The following is a 20,878-nucleotide window of genomic DNA, read 5'->3' on the forward strand; positions in this document are numbered from 1 at the left end:
CCCGTTCGGTTGTCGATGAACTCGCATGTCATGGCGTTCGGCGTGACGATGAGTACGCTCATGATCGTGCACACGGTCGGGGCACTCCTGCGGCAGTGGCGGCAGCACCGGGGGCTCAGTCAACTCGACCTGGCGATTGCCGCGGATGTCTCGGCTCGTCACGTCAGTCTGGTCGAGACCGGCAAGTCCAAGCCGAGCGCGGACATGGTCCTCCGGCTTGCCGATCAGCTTCATGTGCCGCTGCGTGATCGCAATCGGCTGTTGCTCGCCGCCGGCTTCGCGCCCCGGTACGCGGAGCGTCCGCTCGACGACACCGCCCTGTCGGCTGCCCTCGACGCGGTCCGCAGGGTGCTCCGGGCGCACGAGCCGTATCCGGCGCTGGTCTTCGACCGCCGGTGGAACATCGTGATGACCAACCGCGCGGTCGACCCGTTCTTCGCGCAGGTCGCTCCCGATCTGCTGCGGCCACCGGTGAACCTGGTTCGGCTGGGCCTGGACCCGCGCGGGCTTGCTCCCATGGTCGTCAACCTGGCAGACGTGCGTGCGGTCTTCCGCAGCCGGATCTCGCGCCAGCTCGCCGCGGCTCCCGACGCGGAGCTGACCGCACTCTACGAAGAACTGCTGAGACCTCTGCCCGAGGACCCGATGGGCCAGCGGGTCGACGCCGACGTGGTGATCCCGATGATCCTCCGGATCGGCGGACGAGAGTTGCGACTGTTCTCGACCATCACCACATTCGGCACCCCGATGGACATCACGATCGACGAGATCGCGATCGAGTCCTACTACCCGGCGGACCCGGAGAGCGCCGCCTACTTCACGCCATAGCGCACAGGCATGGTGCCCCCGGTCGGGACCGGGATCACCGGCAGGGTGTTGACGTCACCCATGAGGTAGTGCAAGATTCAACTACTTGGTGTTGGGGCGTATTTGTGCGCTTACAAGCCAATTTTGCCGCGCGGCAGAGCCCATCGACCCCCTGTTCACAGGAGGATTCATGCGACTCCGCAAGCCAACCCTCACGTCCGTACTCGCCGCCGCGTCCGTCGCGGCGATGGCGTCCGCCGCGCTCGCCGCGCCCGCGTACGCCTCGGCCGGCTCGACGACGGCTGCCCCGCCCAGCACCACCTGCACCTACGTGGACGGCACCGTCTGCTTCTGGGACTCGATCTGGTTCGACGGTCCGCAGGTGCAGTACAGCGTGCCGCTGAGCACCGGCTGCGTGAACAGCCCGATCGAGATCCACGGCCACGTCAACCTGACCGACAAGACTCTGCTGCTCTACCGGGGAGCCGACTGCACCGGTCTGGTGAGCCAGGCTCCGCCCAGTGACCTGCACAGTTCCAACCAGGCGATCCGGAGTTTCCGGGTCGCCTAGTCACGTCCTGCTTCCGGCGGCGCCCCGACCGAGCCGGTCGGGGCGTCAGCCGAGGCGGTCGGCCAGGAAACGTTCGATCTCCTCGAAGAGGACCACCCGGTCGGCGGTGGGGATCTGGACGTGTCCGAGCCGGTCGCTGATCGCGACGGCGCAGCGTACGAGGTCCGATCGGGTGTACGCGGCCAGCAGGGCGGCGTGTCCGCCGTACGAGGTGCCGAGGAAGGCGACCCGATCGCGGTCGACCAGACCGGACCGCACCCCGTGCGCGACCGCGTCGTAGAGGTCCTGTTGCATTCTGCCGCCGTACCCGTTGTTGCCGGCGCGCCGGAACTCGACGCCGAATCCGCGTGAACCACGGTGGTTGATGTGCAGGGACAGGTATCCGAGTGAGGCGAGGTACTGCGCCTCGGTGTGGAAGCGCCACGAGTCCCGGTCGGCCGGGCCGTCGTGCACCACCACGACGGTGGGCAGCGGCAGCCGGTGGTAGACCGGGCGCATGGCGTACCCGGTCAGTTCGCGGCCGTCACCGGCGACGAAGATGAAGTCTTCCAGTTTCGGAAGCTGGTAGCCGGCCAGGTCGGGGCGGTCGAGGAAGAGCGGTTCGGACCGGCCGGTCGCCGGTTCGAAGACGTGGTACGCGACCGGCCCGTCATCCCGCACCCGCCCGACCAACCAGGTACGGTCGTCCGCGCTCCGGTCCACGAGGACGGCCGAACCGGCATCGGTGGCGGTGAGCCGCTCCACCGCCTGCTGCCGGGCCGGGTTGAGCGCGTGGTAGCGCAGGCGCTGGTCGGTGACCGCGCAGATGTCCGGTAGCCCGGTCGACGGCTCGAACCAGACTCCGTCGCCCGCGATCGGGTAACCGTCGACGTCGAGCGTGGGATGGGCGAACACCGTCATCGTGGCGCCGCTGGTCGAGCCGATCGAGATCAGTCTGCGGGTCTTCGCGTCGTAGCTGGTGAGCAGGAACAGGCGGCGTCCGTCCGCGCTGAAGCCCTGGACGGAGAGATCGTCGGCCTCCCTGGCCCCGATCCTCAGCACCTCGCGCGCCGATTCGAGGCGGTCGCCCAGCACGATCTCCACCGACCCGTCGCCGCCCGCCCGGATGCCGCCGCGAGGACGCAGCACGGGGTCCACGAACCACTGCCGGAAGCCCTGGTCACCCGCGACCGACACCGGTTCCCCACCCGAGCCGCCGACACCGGGACCGCTGCCGGGGCCGGGGTCGGCGCCGGAGTCGGAGTCGGGTGGGTCGGTCAGGGTGAGGCGGAACAGTTCGAGGCCGGAGGAACCGGGACGGCGACAGCTGTAGACGGCGGTGGTCGGGTCGTGGCGCGACAGCCAGTACTCGGTGACCGAACCGGGCGTCTCGCACCGCACCGCACCGACCCCGCCGCCGCTGCGGGCGACGGTCGGGCGGAGTCCGGCAAGGCTCCACCGTGCGCCACCCACGGGACCGTGCCGGTAGATCAGCATGGTGCCGTCGGTGGTCCAGCGCAGGTCGGCGACCGTTTCACCCGGATGGGCGGCGAGGCGGCGCTCGTCACCGTCGGCCGTACGCAGCCACAACTCCGGTCCCTCGTCGGTGTTCCGGACGAACGCGACGGCACCCCCGTCCGGGGCGAGCCGAGGCGAGGTGTTGTACGCCGGCGCGAGCAACGCCCGCCTCAACCGCGTCCTGGTGCTCGTCCGTACGCCGGTCATCACCCGGCCCCGTCGCATGAAGCGGCCGAACCGCACTGCCGATCCTGCACTACCCAAGCCCGATGTCGTCCCGCCGTGGACCGAATCAGTTCCACTGTGGTCCGACTCGCGGCGCGGAGGTTTCTCACCGCCGTGTCGCCCTCTCCCCGTGGCGATCGCCCCCGCGGACCGCCGTGGGGCCATCTTCACCACGCCGGTTTTGTCGCGTCAAGACCCCCGTTTATCGGCTGCAACTACGCAATGTCATCGAACCTCCGGTACGGGATGGTTCGGGCGAACGTGGCATATCCGAGCTGGCGACCCCGACCGTGCGTCTGCGCGGGGACCGACGAGCATCGACCTGCGTCACCCTCCGTGCAGGTGACCGGCATTCCGGAACCGAGCCTTTCGGGTCTGGCCGAAAGGCTCGACGGTGGGTTCGCCCCTTGTCGCCTCGCGCACCCGACGGTAATACTTGTCGAACTTTATCGGCACGCCAGCCAACGGGGGGCAATCGTGCTGCATATCCATTTCTCTGCCCAGGATCTGGCCAGAACACGTGTCGCGGCCACCTGGGGACCGCTCGGTGAGACGTTCCTGAGTCTCTTGACATTGCACAGACCTGCAACGCCGGGACTGTTCGGCGGCTGGCGGGAACGCGTCCGTCGTACGTCGACTGTGACCACCCATCCGGCAGTTGCTCTCTTCGGCGACCTGGACGGCGACCTGTTCGCCGCCACCGGGCCGACCGACTCACTCGAAGAAGGACTCGACGCCCTGCTGAGGGCCGGTCCCGAGCGGGTCCGGCCGGAGTTGGTCGGTGCGGCCCGATCCGGGCCGGGCGCCGGTGGTTGGGCGACGCGCCGGCCGAGACCGCCGGTCCGCGAGCCGCTGTCCGAACGGGTCGACCGGCGCGACATGGTGCGCTTTTTGCATGAATATCATCAGGTGGCGGTAGCGCCCTACTGGCCGCAGATCCAATCGCGTTTGCAGGCCGAGCACGCGACCTATGCCGGCGCCCTGGCGGCGTCCGGGGTGGAGGCCATGTTCGCCGCCTTACCGCCCGGTTTTCATTGGCGCTCACCGATATTAGAGGTGGGGCGTGGCACACCGGTCAGCAACCTGGTACTCGGCGGACGCGGCCTGGTGCTGGTGCCGTCCGCCTTCTGTCAAGGTACGCCCAGCGTCGTCACCAGCACCCTCGACGACCGGGCACCGGTGATCCTGTTCGTTCCCGTCATGCGTACGGTCGCGGACGCCGCCGCCATGCTGACCGCGCCCGGTGCCGGGGCGGTGTCGAAGGCGCTGGCCGCACTGCTCGGCCGGACCAGGGCCAACGCCCTCGAAGCGGTCGCCCGCGGTGCGTGCACCACCGGTCAGCTCGCCGAACGGCTCGCCGGTTCGCTGGCCAGCGCCAGCGAGCACGCGACGGTCCTGCGCCGGGCCGGGCTCATCACCACGATCCGTCAGGGCAAGGCCGTCCTGCACGCCCTCACCCCGCTCGGAGCCGACCTGCTCAACGGCATCCCGCGCCCGCACCGCTGAGTTTTCGCAGGCGGGAGGGGCCCCTCCGAACGAGGGGCCCCTCCCGGCACTCACTGGGTGAGGGCGGCGACCTCGTCGGCGGTGAGGCGGTGGGTCACGGCGGCGGTCCGCGCCGCGGCGGCACCCGCCGGCGGGTTCGGGGGCCGGCGCCAGTGCCAGTCGGTGACCGCCTGGTACGCGGCCACCAGCGACAACAACCGGTCCTCTCCGTACGGGAGTCCGCCGAGGATCGCGCCGATCGGCACCCCGGCGGCGGTGAACCCGATCGGGAAGGCGATCTCCGGCAGGCCGAGGATGTCGAACGGCACCGGACCGGTCTGCACCACCACGTCACAGGTCTCGAAGAGCTGGTCCAGGACCCGTTCCATCAGCAGCAGCTTGGCCCGCTGACCGGTGATGAACTCGTTGCCGCCCATCAGGGCACCCTGCAACCAGCTCGTCACCGAGACACCGAACCCGCGCAGGTCCGTACGCAGGTACGGCATGAACGGCTCGCTGCGCTCCGGCAGCCGTACGTTGTTGAAGTTGTTGCCGGTGAGCAGGTCCCACTCGTCCGGCAGGGTGACGTCGACCAGGGTCGCACCGGGGATCGCGGCCAGCTTGGCCAGGTACGCCTGCTGGGCCAGCGCGGTCGCGGAGGTGCCGCTGCCGTAACCGGGCAGGACACCGATCCTGGTCGGCCAGCGCAGCTTCAGGGTGCTGCCGTCGTAGAGGGGGGTGGCGGCGTTGAGCAGGTTCGGCACCTCGGGCAGGCCCTGCGTACGCGGGTCGGCCGGGTCCTCGCCGGCCATCGCGGTCAGCATGATCGCGGCGTCCTTGGCGTCGCGGGCCAGCGGTCCGGGATGGTCGCGGGTGTAGCTGAGCGGGATGATGCCGTTGAGGGACACCCGACCCATGGTCGGCTTGAGCCCGGTGAGGTTCTGCGCGTTCGACGGGGCGGTGATCGAACCGCCGGTCTGGGTGCCGATCCCGGACGAGACGAGCCGACCGGCGACCGAGGTCGCGGTCCCGGTGGACGAACCTCCCGGGTCGGTGCCCGGGTTGGTCGGCGTCCAGGCGTTGACCGTGGTGACCACACCGGACGGGGTGGTGGCGCGGGTGGTGGCCAGCGGACCCATCTGGGTCTTGCCCATCACGATCCCGCCGTTGACCTTCAGCTTGGCGACCGCGGTGGCGTCGTACGGCGGGACGAAGTCCTGGAACAGGTAGGAGTTCGCGGTCGTGGGCACCCCCTCGGTCCAGTAGTTGTCCTTGATCGCGAGCGGGATGCCGTGCAGCGCGCCGCGGTGCGGCTTGCGGGCCGCGGCCCGCGCCGCCTTGACTGCCGCGTCGGCGAGCACCAGGTTGAAGGCTTTGTACGTGCCGTCGTACGCCTCGATCCGGGCCAGGTACGCCTCGACGAGCTGCTCCGGGGTGAGCTTGCCGGCACGGATCAGCCACGCGGCCTCGGAGATGGTCAGCTCGGTCGGATCGGCCACCGCCTCCGGCCGGGGCTTGGTGTAGGCGCTCGGCTTGTCCAGGGCCGGGTTCCACTTCACCGGGTTGCCGCCGGCGGCGGTGCCGCTGTCCGGGGCGGCGAGGGCGATCGAGGGGAGGGCGATGGTGCTGCCGACGGTTGCGGCGGCGGCCAGGGCGGCGGTACGGGCGAGGAAGGCGCGGCGGTCGACCGTACGGTCCTGGGGTTGGATCGTTGTCATCACTTCCGCCATTCGGTGCTGATCGAGGGGTAGAGCATCGGTGCGGCCTGCTGCGAGATCGCCCTGGCGACGACGGGGGTGGACCCGGCGGGCGCCGGAAGCTGGTACGCGGCCAGCGACGTCACGGTGCTCCGGACGAACGACCGCAGCGAGGCGAGTACGGAGTCCTGGCCGGGGGAGCCGGTCACCGGGTCGGCGGTGGTCCCCGGGGGGAGTTGACTCAGGTCTATGCCGAGCGAGGCGAGTCGGGCCCGGATCAGGATGTCGAGTTCGGAGTCGGTCGGCGGTGTGGGTGCCATGGTGCTCCTCCGCTTGGGAAAACGTTGCCCCACTCTCGGTTCACCCTGTGTCGAGATCATGACCTCAAGATCACATACCCGTGAACCACCCCCGTTCCCACCAGCCGCAATGCCTGTCGATCTAGGGCAAATACGTGCTTGTGGATCTCCATCGCGGCGGAGGTTGGCGCGGCGGTGCCGGCCCCGTTCGCCCCGTTGCGCGGACCGGGGGTGAAAACATGGGGGAATGGTGCTGCGCATTGAGGTCGTGCGGGGGGACATCACCGCCGAGGACGTGGACGCGGTGGTGACCGCCGCCAACGAGTCGTTGCTCGGTGGGGGCGGGGTGGACGGGGCGATCCACCGGGCTGCCGGGGCGCGGCTGGCGGACGCGGGTGCGGCGATCGCGCCCTGCGATCCGGGCGACGCGAAGGCGACCCCGGCCTTCGACCTCGACCCGCCGGTCCGGCACGTGATCCACACCGTCGGTCCGGTCTGGGAGGGCGGCGAACACGGCGAGGCGGAGGTGCTCGCCTCCTGCTACCGGCGCAGCCTGGAGGTCGCCGACGCACTCGGCGTACGCCGGATCGCCTTCCCGGCCATCGCGACCGGCGTCTACGGGTTCCCGCCCGAGCAGGCGGCCCGGATCGCGGTCGACACGATCCGGTCCACCCCGTCACGGGTCGAACTGATCCGCCTGGTCGCCTTCGACGACCCAACCCACACCCTGCTCCAGAAAGCGCTCGACAACCCCCACGAGCCACCCCGACCACCAGCAAATCGCCCGGCCCTCCGGGGTGACCATCGTTGATCATGAAGTTAGCGACCTCTGGGAGCCCTCGGAGGCGCGCTAACTTCATGATCAACAGCCGTGGTCACGGGGGAGGGGGGTGGGGTGGGGGGTGTTAGTTTGGGAGCCAAACTATTGACAGGTGCATAGAGACGTGTGAATCTACTGAGGTAGGGCCGGTGCGGGAGCCATGTAGCCGGTGCGGGGGTGACGGGCAGCCTCCCGCGTACTCGTTCCACGCCTTCCGCCTTCGCGCGTGCTCGCGTACGGCCCGCCCCATGGTTCCGTTCTCCCACCCGCGGCTCGTGCGGGGCACCCTACTTCTCCACCGGGAGCCCCGATGCCCCTGTCCACCCGACCACTGACCACCCGAGTGCTGGCCGTCGCCGCGCTCGTCATGCTGCTGCTCACCACCGTGTGGGTGCAGAACGCCTCTGCGCACGGCTCCACGATCAGCCCACCGTCTCGCAACTACGGCTGCTGGCTGCGCTGGGGCGGCAACTTCCAGGCGCCCGAGATGGCCACCGAGGATCCGATGTGCTGGCAGGCCTGGCAGAACGACCCGAACGGCATGTGGAACTGGAACGGTCTCTACCGCGAGGGCGTGGCCGGCAACCACCAGGCCGCCGTCCCGGACGGGCAGTTGTGCAGCGGTGGCCGTACCGGCGGACCCCGCTACGCGGCGATGGACACCCCCGGCGCGTGGCGGGCCGCGTCGGTGAACAACAACTTCACCCTGACCGTGCACGACCAGGCCCTGCACGGCGCCGACTACTACCGGGTGTACGTCTCCCGGCAGGGCTACAACCCGCTCACCCAACCGCTGCGCTGGGCCGACCTCGAACAGGTCGCCTCGACCGGGGTGATCCCGCCCGGCCAGGGGACCCGGACCAACGACCCGGTCCTCAACGGCGTCTCCAACTCGATCAACGTGTCCGCGCCGGGGCGTACCGGCCGGCACGTGGTGTTCACCATCTGGCAGGCCAGCCACATGGACCAGTCGTACTACTGGTGCAGTGACGTGAACTTCCCCGGCGGTGCCGGTCCGACACCGACCCCGACGGTCACCCCCACCCGTACGCCGACACCCACCCCGACCCCGACCCGGACCGCGACCCCGACGCCCACCCCGACCCGCACCACGCCGCCGGCCACCACCCCGGGTACGCCGCGCGGCTGCACCGCCACCTACACGGTCACCGGCCAGTGGTCGGGCGGCTTCCAGGGTGACGTACGGGTGACCGCCGGCAGCGCCGCGATCAGCGGCTGGACGGTGACCTGGACCTGGCCCAACGGGCAGACGGTCGCGTCGAGCTGGGGCGCCACCGTCACCTCCTCCGGCACCGGTGTCACCGCCACCAACGTCGCCTACAACGGCAGTCTCGGCGCCGGTGCGAGCACCACCTTCGGTTTCCTCGGCTCGTGGACCGGCAGCAACGGTTCACCCACCCCGACCTGCGTCGCCACCTGACGTACGCGGGAACCGCAACGGGCCGCGCCCGGCCCGGTCGACGAACGACCGGACCGGGCGCGGTGGAAACCCCGTAGGCGTGCCGAGCCAGGGACTCGTTACGGGTAGTTGACCACGTAGATGGTCTGCGCGGCCTGGTTGGCCGGGCCACCGGTGTTGTTGATGACGCGGTTGATCGTGCCCACGCCACCGAGCGAGACCGAGACCATGTTGTGGAATTTGACCCCGGTCTTGTTCGGCACCTCGAAGGAGCGTTCGCCGACCACCGCCGGGTTCACGTTGAAGTAGCAGTAGCTGCCCAACCCCCACGCCTCGTGGGTGTTGACCGAGTCAGCCACCTTGTACGCCGCATAACCGCGGGTCGACCCGTTCATCCAGGCCGCCTGGTTCGGCGGGTCGTACGGCATCTCGTTCTGGTAGAAGTACGTCCGGCCGCGTTCGCCGTTCCAGATGGTCTGGTACTTCTGGTAGTGCTCGACGAAGAGGCCGTACATCGTGACGTCGTCACCGTTGACGATCAGGCCGGTGTCGGCCGTGTTGATCGTCCACCCGTAGGTGCCGGCGTTGCCGTGGTCGGCACGCCACAACCACATGTGGTCGCCGATCACGTCGTCGCTGTTGACCACCAGGCTGTTGGTGGCCTTGCCTGCGACCGCCCCGCCGATGCGGAAGAAGACGTCGTGCAGCGAGGTCGGGTTGGCCGCGTGGTCCGCGCTGGAGCCGGCCGGGCCGACCTCCATCAGGGCGGCGGAGTTGGTGGTGCCGGCCTCGAACATGATGCCGGCGACCTTCACCCCGTCCACGTCCGCGACGGTCATCGCGGTGACGCCGTTCTGCGGCTCGATCGTGGCCAGGCCGAGGCCGAGCACGACGGTGTTCGGCCGGGTGATCCGGATCGTGTCGTTGATCCGGTGCACGCCCGGGGCGAACAGCAGGTCCCGGCCCTGGGCCAGGGCGGCGTTGATGGTCGCCGCGGTGGTGCCGGGACGGACGATGAAGTACTGGCTCAGCGAGGTCGAGCTACCGGCCGGGGTCTTGTTGTACCAGGAGGTGCCGGTGCTGTTGGCCCGCAGCGCCGGTACGAAGACCCGGTACTCGCCGGAGCCGTCGACGTACAGGAAGGGCTTCTCCCGGACCGTCGGGGTCGTGTTGATCACGGTGTGCGAGGGGTTCGGGAAGTTCGGCGCCGGTGCGCCGACCACGCCCTGGAACACCATGTTCCACACCGAGCCGGTCCAGCCGTTGCCGAACTCGCTGTTGCGCGAGTACCACTGCTGCTGCGAGCCGCTGACGACCAGGCCGTCGATCCGGGTGTCGGCCAGCAGGCCGCCACTGGACCAGCCGTCGCCGCCGTTCCAGAGCTGGATCTGGTTCTGCGCGCCGCGCAGGTGCATCCGCCGGTACGGGGCGGCCTGCGACACCGCCCAGCGTTCCACGGTCACCCCGGCCGGCAGGGTCACCGACAGGTTCTCCGCCGCCCGCCAGAAGTTCTGGGTGGCGTTGCCGCCGAACCAGGTCGCCTCGGCCCGTACGTGACCGTTGAGGTTCACGTCGTCGGGGGAGAAGCCGAGGCCGGCGACCTGGGTGAAGAAGCCCAGGTTCACGTCGGCGGTGTAGTTGCCGGGCTTGAACAGCACGGCGTACCGCTCCGGACCGAACTGGTTCTGCTCCTGCTGGTTGAAGATCGTGTTCAGCCGGCTCTGGATGGTCGAGGTCGGCGTCGACGGGTCGAAGACGAAGGTGTTCGACCCGAAGTTCGGGTTGCGCGGGTCGGTCGGCTCGACCGGGGTGCCGGTCACCGGCGGCGTGGTCGGCGGGGTGGTCGGCGGGACGGTGCCGAATTCGCCGTACACCTGGAACTCCCAGAGCGAGTAGCCGTAGCCGGTGGTCCTGGCCGTGCCGTACATCCGTACGTAGCGGCCGCTGCCGGTCACCGGGAGCGTCTGCACGCCGCCGGTGCTGGTGGTGGTCGAGTAGATCGTGGTCCAGGGTGCGGACCCGGTGGCCGAGGTCTGGATCTGGAACGCCCGCCCGGCGGCGGTCTCCCAGTTCAGCACCACCTGGCTGAGGGTGGCGGTGGCGCCGAGGTCGACCTGTAGCCACTGCGGGTCGCTGAACGCGCTGGACCAGCGCGTGCCGGTGTTGCCGTCGACCGCGGCGGGGGCGAGGGTGCCACCGTTCTCGCTGGACGAGGCGGTGGCCGCCTTGCCCTGGGAGATCAGGGTCGGCGCGGCCTGCGCGGCGGTCGGTGCGGTGGCGATGAACGGTACGGGCGCCAGCAGTGCGGCGGCCAGGGCGGCGAGCACACCCCATCGGGATCGGGTCGAGGGTGTGCGCGTGGTGCGACGATGAACTTCCATTGGGCCCACCTGTCGGTGATAGGGCGCGGTGGGGCGGCCCAGTCGTGGCGTGGCGACGCCGTGGCTGGGTGGGTACGGCCGGCCGCCGGGGGGATCCGGCGGTCGGCCCGCGCCTGCGGGATCTAACAGTGAGAGCGCTCTCCCGACGAGTGTTACGCCGCTGTTTCGGGCCGTCAAGACGAACATCGATTCCTGTCCGATATGACGGTTAAATGAGTAGTCATCACGCAGCGGCGGTTAGCGAGAATTGTCGGCGCCGAGATCTCGTGGCGTGCCGACTTGCGGGCCAATCGCGGCAGCGGGACCGACCGGGCGTGTCGTGGACAACACGACGGCGGTACGCTTCCGGACGCGCGGTCGCTGATGCCCGCCACCCAACGCGTCGCCCGGCGAGAGACGACACCCGCCGGACACCTGCGCACCGCACGGCGTTGGACGAGAATTCCAGAATCCGACAGGGTCGGCCCGTGGACCGATCTGGGAGAGAGACTAGCCTGATGGGCGTGACACGCCGCGCGAAAATCGTCTGCACGCTTGGCCCCGCGACTTCGAGCCCGGAGCGCATCCGTGGCCTTGTCGAGGCCGGCATGGACGTGGCCCGGCTGAACTTCAGCCACGGCAGCCACGCCGACCACGAGCAGGTCTTTCACCTGGTCCGGCAGACCGCCCAGGCCACCGGGAAAGCGGTCGCGATCCTGGCCGACCTGCAGGGCCCCAAGATCCGCCTCGGCCGGTTCGCCGACGGCCCGCACGAGTGGCGCACCGGTGACTCGGTGGTGATCACCGGCGATGACATCCTGGGCACCCGGGAGCGGGTTTCCTGCACCTACAGCAAGCTTCCCCAGGAGGTCCGCCCCGGCGACCGCCTGCTGATCGACGACGGCCGGGTCGCGGTCGAGGTCAGCTCGATCGAGGGCAACGACATCCGGGTCCTGGTCACCGAGGGTGGCGCGGTCTCCAACAACAAGGGCGTCTCGCTGCCGAACGTCGCGGTGAGCGTGCCGGCGATGTCGGACAAGGACGCCGAGGACCTCCGGTTCGCCCTCGGTCTCGGCGTCGACATGATCGCCATGTCCTTCGTCCGGTCGGCCGACGACATCAAGCTGGCGCACAACATCATGCAGGAGGTCGGCGTCCACCGGCCGGTCATGGCCAAGGTCGAGAAGCCGGAGGCGGTGGACCACCTGGAGGCCATCGTCGCCGCGTTCGACGGCGGTGTCATGGTCGCCCGCGGTGACCTCGGCGTCGAGCTTCCGCTGGACCAGGTGCCGCTGGTGCAGAAGCGGGCCGTGCAGCTCTGCCGGGAGAACGCCCGCCCGGTCATCGTCGCCACCCAGATGCTCGACTCCATGATCGAGAACTCCCGCCCGACCCGCGCGGAGGCCTCCGACGTGGCGAACGCGGTGCTCGACGGCGCCGACGCGGTGATGCTCTCCGGTGAGACCAGCGTCGGCAAGTATCCGGTGCTCACCGTGAGCACCATGGCGAAGATCATCACCACCACCGAGTCCGGGTCGATCGGCGTGCCCCGGCTCCAGCACGACCCGCGTACGCACGGCGGCGCGCTCACCGTCGCCGCCTCGCAGATCGCCCGTGCCATCGGCGCCAAGGCCCTGGTCGCCTTCTCCCAGACCGGCGACACCGTACGCCGGCTCTCCCGGCTGCACTGCGACCTGCCGCTGCTCGCCTTCACCCCGGTGCCGGAGGTGCGCGACCAGCTCGCCCTCGCCTGGGGCGTGGAGACCTTCCTGATGCCGTTCGTGCAGCACACCGACGACATGTTCCGCCAGGTCGACCAGGCGCTGCTCGGTCTGGGCCGGGGCAACCCCGGTGACTACGTGGTGATCGTCGCGGGCAGCCCGCCCGGCACCCCCGGCTTCACCAACACCCTGCGGGTGCACCAGCTCGGCTCCCTCGTCGACGCCGCGGCGGCCCGGGCCCTGCAGTGACGTCCGGCGGGCCGGTCGGTGGACAGGTCGCGGTCGATCAGCTCCTCGAGGTGCTCGACCTGACCCAGATCGACGAGATGACCTTCCGTGGGATGAGTCCGCCGGTCGGTCCGCAACGGGTGTACGGCGGTCAGGTCGCCGGCCAGGCACTGGTGGCCGCCGGCCGGACCGTCGAGGCGACCCGGTTCGTCCACTCGCTGCACGGCTACTTCGTCCGCCCCGGCGACCCGGTCGAGCCGATCGAGTACGAGGTCGAACGGATCCGCGACGGGCGTTCGTTCTCGGTCCGGCGGTCGGTCGCCAAACAGCACGGCAAGACCATCTTCTTCATGTCCGCCTCGTTCCAGCGGCTGGAGGAGGGGCTGGACCACCAGGCCCCGGTCCCGCCGGACGTACCCGGTCCGGACGAGGTGCCGACCATGGCCGACCGGCTGGCCCGCTACCCGGAGCGGCTCGGCATCTGGTCGCTCATCCCGCGCCCGATCGACGTCCGGTACGTCGGGGAGCCCGGCTGGGTACGCCCCGGCGACCGGCCCGCCGACCCGTACCAGCGGGTGTGGATGCGGATCGACGGCAAGCTGCCCGACGACCCGCTGCTGCACGCCTGCGCGCTGACGTACGCCTCCGACCTGACCCTGCTCGACTCGGTCCTCTCGGTGCACGGCGAGGTCTGGGGACCCGGCGGTGTGGTCGGCGCGAGCCTCGACCACGCCCTCTGGTTCCACCGGCCGTTCCGGGCCGACGAGTGGTTCCTCTACGACTGCTGGAGCCCGTCCGCCTCCGGCGCACGGGGGCTGGCCACCGGCCGGATGTTCACCGTCGACGGCCGCCAGATCGCCAGCTCGGTCCAGGAGGGTCTGCTCCGCCGGGTCGGCGCCTGACCGCTGCACCAGTCAGGGCGCAACCGTGCCGGACAACCGCGTGACCTGCGCCGGACAAGCGCGGGATACGCGTGCTTTCCGCCGGAAGTAGCGCCTTGAGTGGCTTGCCACCCCCGGCACCGTTCGCCGGGCGGCGCGGGGGCTAACCTTGCCGGCATGCGTCTCTCCGCACGGGTCGACTACGCGTTGCGCGCCACGGCCGAACTCGCCGCCACCGCGGACGACACCGCCGCTGCGGCCGGCCCCGCCCGACGCCCGAATCCCGTCACCGCCGAGCAGATCGCCCGCGCGCAGGAGATTCCGCCGAAGTTCCTGGAAAGCATCCTGTTGCAACTGCGCCGGGGCGGGATCGTGCACGCCCAGCGTGGCCCGGAGGGCGGCTACTGGTTGGCCCGCAAGGCGGCGGAAATCTCCCTCGCCGACGTGATCCGGGTGATCGACGGCCCGCTCGCGCACATCCGTGGGCAGCGTCCCGAGGATCTCGGCTACCAGGGCGCCGCCCGATCCCTGCAGGAGGTCTGGATCGCCCTGCGGGCCAGTGAGCGGGAGATCCTCGAACTGGTCACCGTGGCCGACGTGGCCAGCGGCAAACTGCCCGACCGGGTCACCGAACTGGTCAGCGACCCGAACGCCTGGACCTGAGCCAGGCACGGCGGGGCGATCACGCCGCCCGCAGGTACCTCCACCGGCCGTGGTCGGCGACCGCCAGCGGCTCGGTGTCGGCGAGGATCCGCTCCGGCCGCAGGAAGACCACCGGACTCTGACCCTTGCCGGCCGGCGCGTCCGGATCCGGAAGGTCGCCGGAGGGGGTGGCGCGGTCGGTGCCGGGCAGAATCGGATTGTTGCCGGGTTTCCAGGACGCTGTCAGTCCCATCGGATGCTCCATCCGCTGTTCGCCGGGCCCGGGGCGGGCCGTCCGCGAGTCCCTCCATCACAGCACCGGCCGCTGAGAGCCGGCTGCGTGTGAGCTACCGGAACGGTGGGAACCGGCTGTACCCACCGGGGTCCGCGCCGAGCCGGCGCGGACCGTCGACGGGATCAACGCTACCCATCCGTCGCCCGTACCGCAGCGGCATCGGCCGCGCCGCGGTGCAGGGCCGTCGCGGTCCGCTCGATCAGGTACCAGGCCAGCGCCACCTCGCGCTCGCTGGTCTGCGGTGCCCCGACGGCGAGCCGCAGCGTGTGCCGGCCGCCGACCCGGGTATGGGTCAGGTGGACCCGGCCGGTCGCGTTGACCCGGTGCAGCAGTTCGGCGTTCAGGGCATCGGCCGCCGCTCCGGGCTGCCCGTCCGACGGCTCGACCGTGGTGGCCCGCAGCCGGAAGCAGACCAGCGAGAACGGGTGCGGGACGACCACCTCGAACCGGTCGTCCGCCCGGACCAGGTCCGCGAACCGTGCGGCCAGGGCAATACCGGTACAGATGTGCGCCCGCAGCCCCTCGGCGCCGTACGAGCGCAGGACGAACCAGAGCTTCAACGCCCGGAACCGCCGACCCAGCGGCACCTGCCAGTCGCGGTAGTCGACCACCGCACCTGACTCCGACGCCGCGTTGCGCAGGAACTCCGGCAGTACGCTCAGCGCCTCGGTCAGCCCGGCCCGGTCGGCGACCCAGAACGCGTCGCAGTCGAAACCGGTGAGCAGCCACTTGTGCGGGTCGAAGCAGTACGAGTCGGCGTACTCCAGACCCGCGTGCGACCAGCGCAGTTCGGGGCAGATCGCAGCCGCTCCGGCGTACGCGGCGTCGACGTGCAACCAGGTGCCGTACGTCTGGCACAGCTCGCCGATCGCGGGCAGCGGGTCGACGGCGGTGGTGGAGGTGGTCCCGATCGTCGCCACCACCAGCGCAGGTACGTCGCCGGCGGCCAGGTCCGCCTCGATCGCCGCGCGCAGCAACTCCGGCCGCAGGGCCAGGGTGTACGGGTCGGCGCCGATCGCGCGCACCCCGTCGTCGCCCAGCCCGGCGATCCGGGCCGCCTTCTGCACCGACGAGTGCGCCTCGGCCGAGGTGTAGACCCGGTAGCGGCGGTCGAGTCCCCGGCCGCGCCAGCGCCCGCCGCTGGCCCGGTGCAGGGCGGCGAGGGTGGCCACCAGGGTCGCCGACGACGCGGAGTCCTGGATCACCCCGCCACCGGTGCCGGTGGACCGGAACCGGGTCGGCAGGTCGAGCAGCTCGGCCAACCAGTCCAGCATCACCGTTTCCACCTCGGTGCAGGCCGGGGCGCTGGCCCAGAGCATGCCCTGCACCCCGAGCCCCGCGCTGACGAGGTCGCCGAGCACGCTCGGCCCGGAGGTGTTGGCGGGGAAGTAGCCGAAGAAGGCCGGGTGCTGCCAGTGGGTGAGGCCGGGGGTGACAACCGTGTCGAGGTCGGCCAGGATCCGGTCGAACGGCTCGCCCCGCTCCGGTGGTGAGGCCGGCAGCCGGGCGGCGACCGTACCGGGCGGGTCGGCGGGGGTCACCGGTCGGTCGGCGAGGGTGGCCCAGTAGTCGGCGATCCAGTCGATCACGGCGTACCCGTTGCGGCGGAACTCCTCCGGGTCCATGTGCGTGGCCATGCCCGAGAGTCGATCAGGGATCGACGTCCGGGACAAGAGTGGATCGCCGATTGACCTCAGTGGACGGTGGGGGAGAGGGCGGGTGCGCCGGTGCTGGCCCGGACGGTGAGCCGGGGGTCGAGCAGGGTCCCCTCCGGCACCTCCTTGCCGGCCAGCTTGTCCATCAGCAGCGTCACCGCCCGCTGCCCGACCTCCTCGGCCGGAATGAGCACCGACGTCAGCGCCGGGGCGGCCCGCTCGGCGACCTCGTCCGGGCAGATCGCCACCACCGAGACGTCGCCCGGCACCGTACGACCCAGCGCCGGCAGGGCGGCCAGCACCTGTCCCACCGCCGCCTCGTTGTGCACCACCAGCCCGGACAGGTCCGGCTGCCGGTCGAACAGCCCGGCCAGTTCCCGGCGTACGGAGTCGAAGTTCTCCTCGCACGGCTGGGCGATAGCGGTCAGGCCGAGCCGGTGCGCGGTCTCGGTGAACCCGGCCCGGGTTCGGTGGGCGTACCCGGTGTCCCGGTCGTAGACCACCGCCGGGGCGCCGAGCAGGGCGAGGCGTTGGTGCCCGAGCCGGGCCAGGTGCTCCACGCAGACCTGACCGGCCTGGTAGAAGTCGAGGTCGACGCAGGTCAGGCCGGTGGCGTCGGCGGGGAAACCGATCAGCACGCTGGGCCGCTCCAACTCGCGCAGCAGCGGCACCCTCGGGTCGTGCATCTCCACGTCCATCAGGATCAGCCCGTCGACCATCGCGCTGGCCGCGATCCGGCGCAGCTCTGCCGGGCCCTCGTCGGCCGTCATCAGCAGCACGTCGTGGTCGAACCGGCGGGCCGTGGTCACCACGGCGGTGGCGAACTGCATCAGCACCGGCAGGTGCATGCCCGAGCGCAGCGGGAGCACCAGGGCGATCACGTTCGCCCGCCGGCTGGCCAGCGCCCGCGCACCCGCGTTCGGGTGGTAACCGAGCTTCCGTACGCTGGCCAGGACCCGTTCGCGGGTGGTGGCCGAGATGGCCCGCTTGCCGCTCAGGACGTACGAGACGGTGCTCACCGCCACCCCGGCGTGCCGGGCCACGTCGGCGATGGTCACCATGTCCGGGCGTTTCGGTACGAGGTTCGGATCGGACACTAAACGCCTCCAGCATCAGCCACGGACCGTTGACCGATCGTCGCGCTGACGAAGTTCAACCAGCTCACGGTAACGCCTGGGGCGTCGAACAGCAGGTACAGGTCCCGTACTCCGGACGCCTGCGTCCGCTGCCAGCGACCGGTGACCTCGGCCCAGTCGCGTGGTTGGCGCGCGGCCGGGTCGCGCAGGCCCATCGCCGGGACCGGGATCGTCCCCACCACCGGCCCGTCGACCGGGTCGTCCAACCGGAGGGTGAGCCCGGCCGGGTGCGGGGTCGTCTCGGGCAGGTGCGGGGGCGGGCTGGCGATCCGGGCGGTCACACCGGTCACACCGGTGCCGAAGTCGACCTCGGCGAACCGGACCCAGGCGCCCGCCTCGGTGGCCTGCACCGCGTCGCCGAGCCTGCCGTCGGGCACCGCCACGATCCCGGCGTACTCGTCGTGGGCGGCGGCGCGCAGCCGGGCACGGAGGGGATCGCGGGGACCGATCCGCTCACCGCGTACGGCCAGCGTGGTGCTGGCCAGGAGATCCCCGCTGGACCGTCCGATCCAGACGGTGTGCGGGGCCTGCTCGACCACGTACCGGTCCCCGGTCACGTCCCAGTGCGCCAGGTCGGCGGCGCGCAGCGGGAGACGTACGGTGGTGCTCTCGCCGGGGGTGAGGGTGACCCGGGCGAAGCCGCGCAACTGGCGCAGCGGCTGCTTCACCCGCGACTGCCGCTGCCGGGTGTAGAGCTGCACCACCTCGACGCCGGGCCGCGCACCGGTGTTGGTCACCTCGACGCTGACCTCGACGGTGCCGTCCGGCTCCACCTCGTCGGTGTCGCACCGCAGGTCGGCGTAGCCGAACGTGGTGTAACTCAGCCCGTGCCCGAACGGGTAGAGCGGGTCGCCCCGGTAGTACAGGTAGGTCGCGTCGCTGGTGATCACGTCGTAGTCGAACAGGTCGGGCAGTTCGGTCGCGGCGCGGTACCAGGTCTGGGTCAGCCGTCCGCCGGGGTCGGTGTCGCCGCAGAGTACGGCGGCCAGCGCGTGCCCGTACTCCTGGCCGCCGTGGGCCGACCACAGTACGGCCGGCAGGTGCGCGTCGGCCCAGTTCACCGCGTACGGGTACCCGCTGGTCAGCACGAGCACCGTACGCGGGTTCGCCGCGTGTACGGCGCGCAGCAGTGCCTCCTGGGCGGCGGGCAGGGCCAGGTCGACCCGGTCCTCGGTCTCCCGCCCGTTGACCATCGGGTGGTTGCCGAGCACCACCACCGCCACCTGCGCGTCCCCCGCGATCGCCGCCGCCGTGGCGGCACCGTCCTCGACCGTCTCGACGGTGAAGGCGGTCGCCCCGGCGGCGTCGGGGGTCTCGGCGCGCAGCACCCCGTCCGGGCCGACGGTGACGAACCGTTCGCCGGCCATGTGCCAGAGCAGGGTGGTCCCGTCGCCCCGCTCGACCAGCCGGAACGTCTCCCGTACCAGCCAGCCGCCGGGGCCGGGCCGGTCGTTGACCAGGACACCGGTCCGGTCGCCCCCGACGTGTTGACCGTTGGCGACCGCCCGGAGTGCGACCAGGTCCCGGCCCCAGTCGTACACCTCGAACCAGCTCGCGGGTGCGGGGTCGGGGCGTACCCGCAGGGGTGCGCCGTCGGCTTCGGTGCCGGCGTGCACGTAACCGGCGTCCGGGCCGGCCACCCGCAGGGCGATCCGGTCGACCCCGGGGTGGTACGTCACCCCGGCACCGATCCGTTCGGTCAGCCCGTCGAGCGCGGTCACCGCGTACGGCAGGGTGCCGCTGTACCAGTCGACGTGCAGGGTCCCGGCGAGCGGACCGAGCACCGCGACCCGGTTGGTCCGGCTCGGGTCGAGGGGGAGCACCCCGTTGTTGCGCAGCAGGACGAACGACTGCTCGGCGGCCTGCCGGGCCAGCCGCCGGTGCGCGGCGCAGTCGACCACCTCCGCCCCGATCCGGGTGTACGGGTTGCGCGCGGGCGGGTCGAACTCGCCCAGCCGGAACCGGATGGTGAGCAGCCGCCGTACCGCGTCGTCCAGGTCGGACTCCACCAGCAGGCCCCGGCGCAGCGCCTCGGTGAACCGCCACCGGGACGGGGCCCCGTCGGTGTCGTCCTCGGTGACGTTGTCGACCCCGGCCCGCAGCGCGGCGGCGTAACCGCTCGGGTGGTCCGGCAGGTAGCCCTGGGCGCCGGCCAGGTTGGTGACCGCGCCCGCGTCGCCGACCACCATGATCTCGCCGGGCGCGCTGGCCCGCAGTTCCCCGTGCAGCAGTGGACTCAGATGCGCCGGCCGCCCGTTGACCAGGTTGTACGACGCCATCACGGCCACCGCCGCGTCGGCCGCGAGCGGGGCCCGGTACGAGGGCAGCTCGTACTCGTGCAGCACCCTCGGCGGGAGGTTGCTGGAACTGAGGCAGCGGTCGGTTTCGTTGTTGTAGCCGAGGAAGTGTTTCAGGGTCGGTGCGGTCTTGAGATAGTCCGGGTGGTCCCCGCGCAGTCCGGTCGCGTACGCGGTGCCGAGCAGGCCGGTCAACCAGGGATCCTCGGCGTAACCCTCCTCGTTGCGCCCCCACCGGGGGTCCCGCAGCGGGTTCACCACCGGTGCCCAGACGTTGAGCCCGATCCGGGCCGGGTCCTGCCGGTGCCGGGCGCGTACCTCGTCGCCGACCGCGTCCCCGACCGCGCGCAGCAGCTCCGGGTGCCAGCTGCTGGCCAGCCCGAGGGCCTGGGGGAAGACGGTGGCCGGGCCGAGCCAGGCCAGCCCGTGCAGGGCTTCGGTGCCGGTGCGGAAGGTGTCGATGCCGAGCCGGGGGATCGGCGCCTGGTACTGGTGCAGGAGCCCGATCTTCTCGTCCCGGGTGAGCCGTCCGAGCAGGTCGGCGACCCGGTCCGGGAGCGGCCGGTCGGGGTCGCGGAAGCCCTGGCCGGCGTCGGTCCGGGCGGCGGGACCGGCCAGGTCGGCGGGTATCCGCAGCCCGGCCGGGCTTTCCGGGACCGACGGGCTGGGCAGGTCGGCGGGATCCGGCAGGATGACCGGTCCGGTGGGTTCGCCTGCGCCGGGGGGTGCGCACACGGGTAGGGCCTCGCGCATGGTGGGCTGGCGCATGTCGATCACCTTTCGTGATCCTGCGGGCGGATCCACCGGCGCGGGCGGGCGGAACGCCTCGAAGACTCGGTTCG

The 20,878-nt window shown here is 71.1% G+C and carries 16 protein-coding genes; 8 read left to right on the plus strand and 8 right to left on the minus strand.

The annotated features are described in order from the left end of the window. The first annotated feature begins 15 nt into the window (after positions 1–15). Complete coding sequence (locus OIE47_RS24355) at positions 16–828, plus strand: helix-turn-helix domain-containing protein (protein WP_326556837.1); 813 nt, start codon at positions 16–18, stop codon at positions 826–828. Between the two features lie 169 nt (positions 829–997). Beyond that, entirely contained in the window at positions 998–1,378 is a 381-nt protein-coding gene (locus OIE47_RS24360) for a hypothetical protein (protein WP_326556838.1), read from the plus strand. A gap of 45 nt (positions 1,379–1,423) precedes the next feature. Here OIE47_RS24360 and OIE47_RS24365 read toward each other — a convergent pair whose 3' ends face one another. Next, positions 1,424–3,118, minus strand: coding sequence for a S9 family peptidase (locus tag OIE47_RS24365; protein ID WP_326556839.1), 1,695 nt, complete (start codon positions 3,116–3,118; stop codon positions 1,424–1,426). 555 nt (positions 3,119–3,673) lie between these two features. Between OIE47_RS24365 and OIE47_RS24370 the strand changes: the two genes are divergently transcribed. After that, positions 3,674–4,606, plus strand: a complete 933-nt coding sequence (locus OIE47_RS24370; protein ID WP_326556840.1) for an ArsR/SmtB family transcription factor — start codon at positions 3,674–3,676, stop codon at positions 4,604–4,606. Between the two features lie 50 nt (positions 4,607–4,656). On the opposite strand, the gene OIE47_RS24375 is transcribed toward OIE47_RS24370, so the two are convergent. Both OIE47_RS24375 and OIE47_RS24380 read right to left on the minus strand, forming a co-directional pair. Continuing rightward, entirely contained in the window at positions 4,657–6,303 is a 1,647-nt protein-coding gene (locus OIE47_RS24375; RefSeq protein ID WP_326556841.1) for an amidase, read from the minus strand. Continuing rightward, positions 6,303–6,602 carry a hypothetical protein gene (locus OIE47_RS24380; RefSeq protein WP_326556842.1) on the minus strand — a complete coding sequence of 100 codons (300 nt, stop codon included), beginning with the start codon at positions 6,600–6,602 and terminating at the stop codon, positions 6,303–6,305. The genes OIE47_RS24375 and OIE47_RS24380 overlap by 1 nt, the downstream gene beginning before the upstream one ends. 226 nt (positions 6,603–6,828) lie before the next feature. On the opposite strand from OIE47_RS24380, the gene OIE47_RS24385 reads away from it, so the two are divergent. Together OIE47_RS24385 and OIE47_RS24390 are read left to right on the plus strand one after the other, a co-directional pair. Further along, positions 6,829–7,392, plus strand: a complete 564-nt coding sequence (locus OIE47_RS24385) for an O-acetyl-ADP-ribose deacetylase (protein WP_326556843.1) — start codon at positions 6,829–6,831, stop codon at positions 7,390–7,392. A gap of 319 nt (positions 7,393–7,711) precedes the next feature. Beyond that, positions 7,712–8,842 (plus strand): lytic polysaccharide monooxygenase auxiliary activity family 9 protein, encoded by a 1,131-nt coding sequence (locus OIE47_RS24390; protein WP_326556844.1) that lies wholly within the window; start codon positions 7,712–7,714, stop codon positions 8,840–8,842. A gap of 98 nt (positions 8,843–8,940) precedes the next feature. On the opposite strand, the gene OIE47_RS24395 is transcribed toward OIE47_RS24390, so the two are convergent. Next, positions 8,941–11,202 (minus strand): discoidin domain-containing protein, encoded by a 2,262-nt coding sequence (locus OIE47_RS24395; protein WP_326556845.1) that lies wholly within the window; start codon positions 11,200–11,202, stop codon positions 8,941–8,943. 497 nt (positions 11,203–11,699) lie between these two features. Here OIE47_RS24395 and pyk point away from each other — a divergent pair, with 497 nt between their 5' ends. From pyk to OIE47_RS24410, 3 genes are all read left to right on the plus strand, one after another. Further along, complete coding sequence (pyk, locus tag OIE47_RS24400; protein WP_326556846.1) at positions 11,700–13,151, plus strand: pyruvate kinase; 1,452 nt, start codon at positions 11,700–11,702, stop codon at positions 13,149–13,151. Beyond that, positions 13,148–14,032 carry an acyl-CoA thioesterase gene (locus OIE47_RS24405; protein ID WP_326556847.1) on the plus strand — a complete coding sequence of 295 codons (885 nt, stop codon included), beginning with the start codon at positions 13,148–13,150 and terminating at the stop codon, positions 14,030–14,032. The genes pyk and OIE47_RS24405 overlap by 4 nt, the downstream gene beginning before the upstream one ends. A 156-nt stretch (positions 14,033–14,188) precedes the next feature. Beyond that, the gene (locus tag OIE47_RS24410) at positions 14,189–14,674 is read left to right on the plus strand and encodes an RrF2 family transcriptional regulator (protein WP_326556848.1); all 486 of its coding nucleotides are present in this window, start codon (positions 14,189–14,191) and stop codon (positions 14,672–14,674) included. A 19-nt stretch (positions 14,675–14,693) separates the two neighbouring features. Here OIE47_RS24410 and OIE47_RS24415 read toward each other — a convergent pair whose 3' ends face one another. The 4 genes from OIE47_RS24415 to OIE47_RS24430 all read right to left on the minus strand — a co-directional run bounded on the left by OIE47_RS24415 (position 14,694) and on the right by OIE47_RS24430 (position 20,804). Beyond that, a complete protein-coding gene (locus tag OIE47_RS24415) occupies positions 14,694–14,906 on the minus strand; it encodes a hypothetical protein (RefSeq protein WP_326556849.1) in 213 nt (70 codons plus the stop codon). A 170-nt stretch (positions 14,907–15,076) separates the two neighbouring features. After that, complete coding sequence (locus tag OIE47_RS24420) at positions 15,077–16,585, minus strand: pyridoxal-dependent decarboxylase (protein WP_326556850.1); 1,509 nt, start codon at positions 16,583–16,585, stop codon at positions 15,077–15,079. Between the two features lie 56 nt (positions 16,586–16,641). Then, positions 16,642–17,700: a LacI family DNA-binding transcriptional regulator gene (locus OIE47_RS24425; protein ID WP_326556851.1), complete on the minus strand. Its 1,059-nt coding sequence runs from the start codon at positions 17,698–17,700 to the stop codon at positions 16,642–16,644. Continuing rightward, positions 17,700–20,804, minus strand: coding sequence for a glycoside hydrolase family 3 C-terminal domain-containing protein (locus tag OIE47_RS24430; protein WP_326556852.1), 3,105 nt, complete (start codon positions 20,802–20,804; stop codon positions 17,700–17,702). The genes OIE47_RS24425 and OIE47_RS24430 overlap by 1 nt, the downstream gene beginning before the upstream one ends. Positions 20,805–20,878: the final 74 nt, after the last annotated feature.

This window comes from Micromonospora sp. NBC_01796 (assembly GCF_035917455.1).
Lineage (GTDB): Bacteria > Actinomycetota > Actinomycetes > Mycobacteriales > Micromonosporaceae > Micromonospora_G.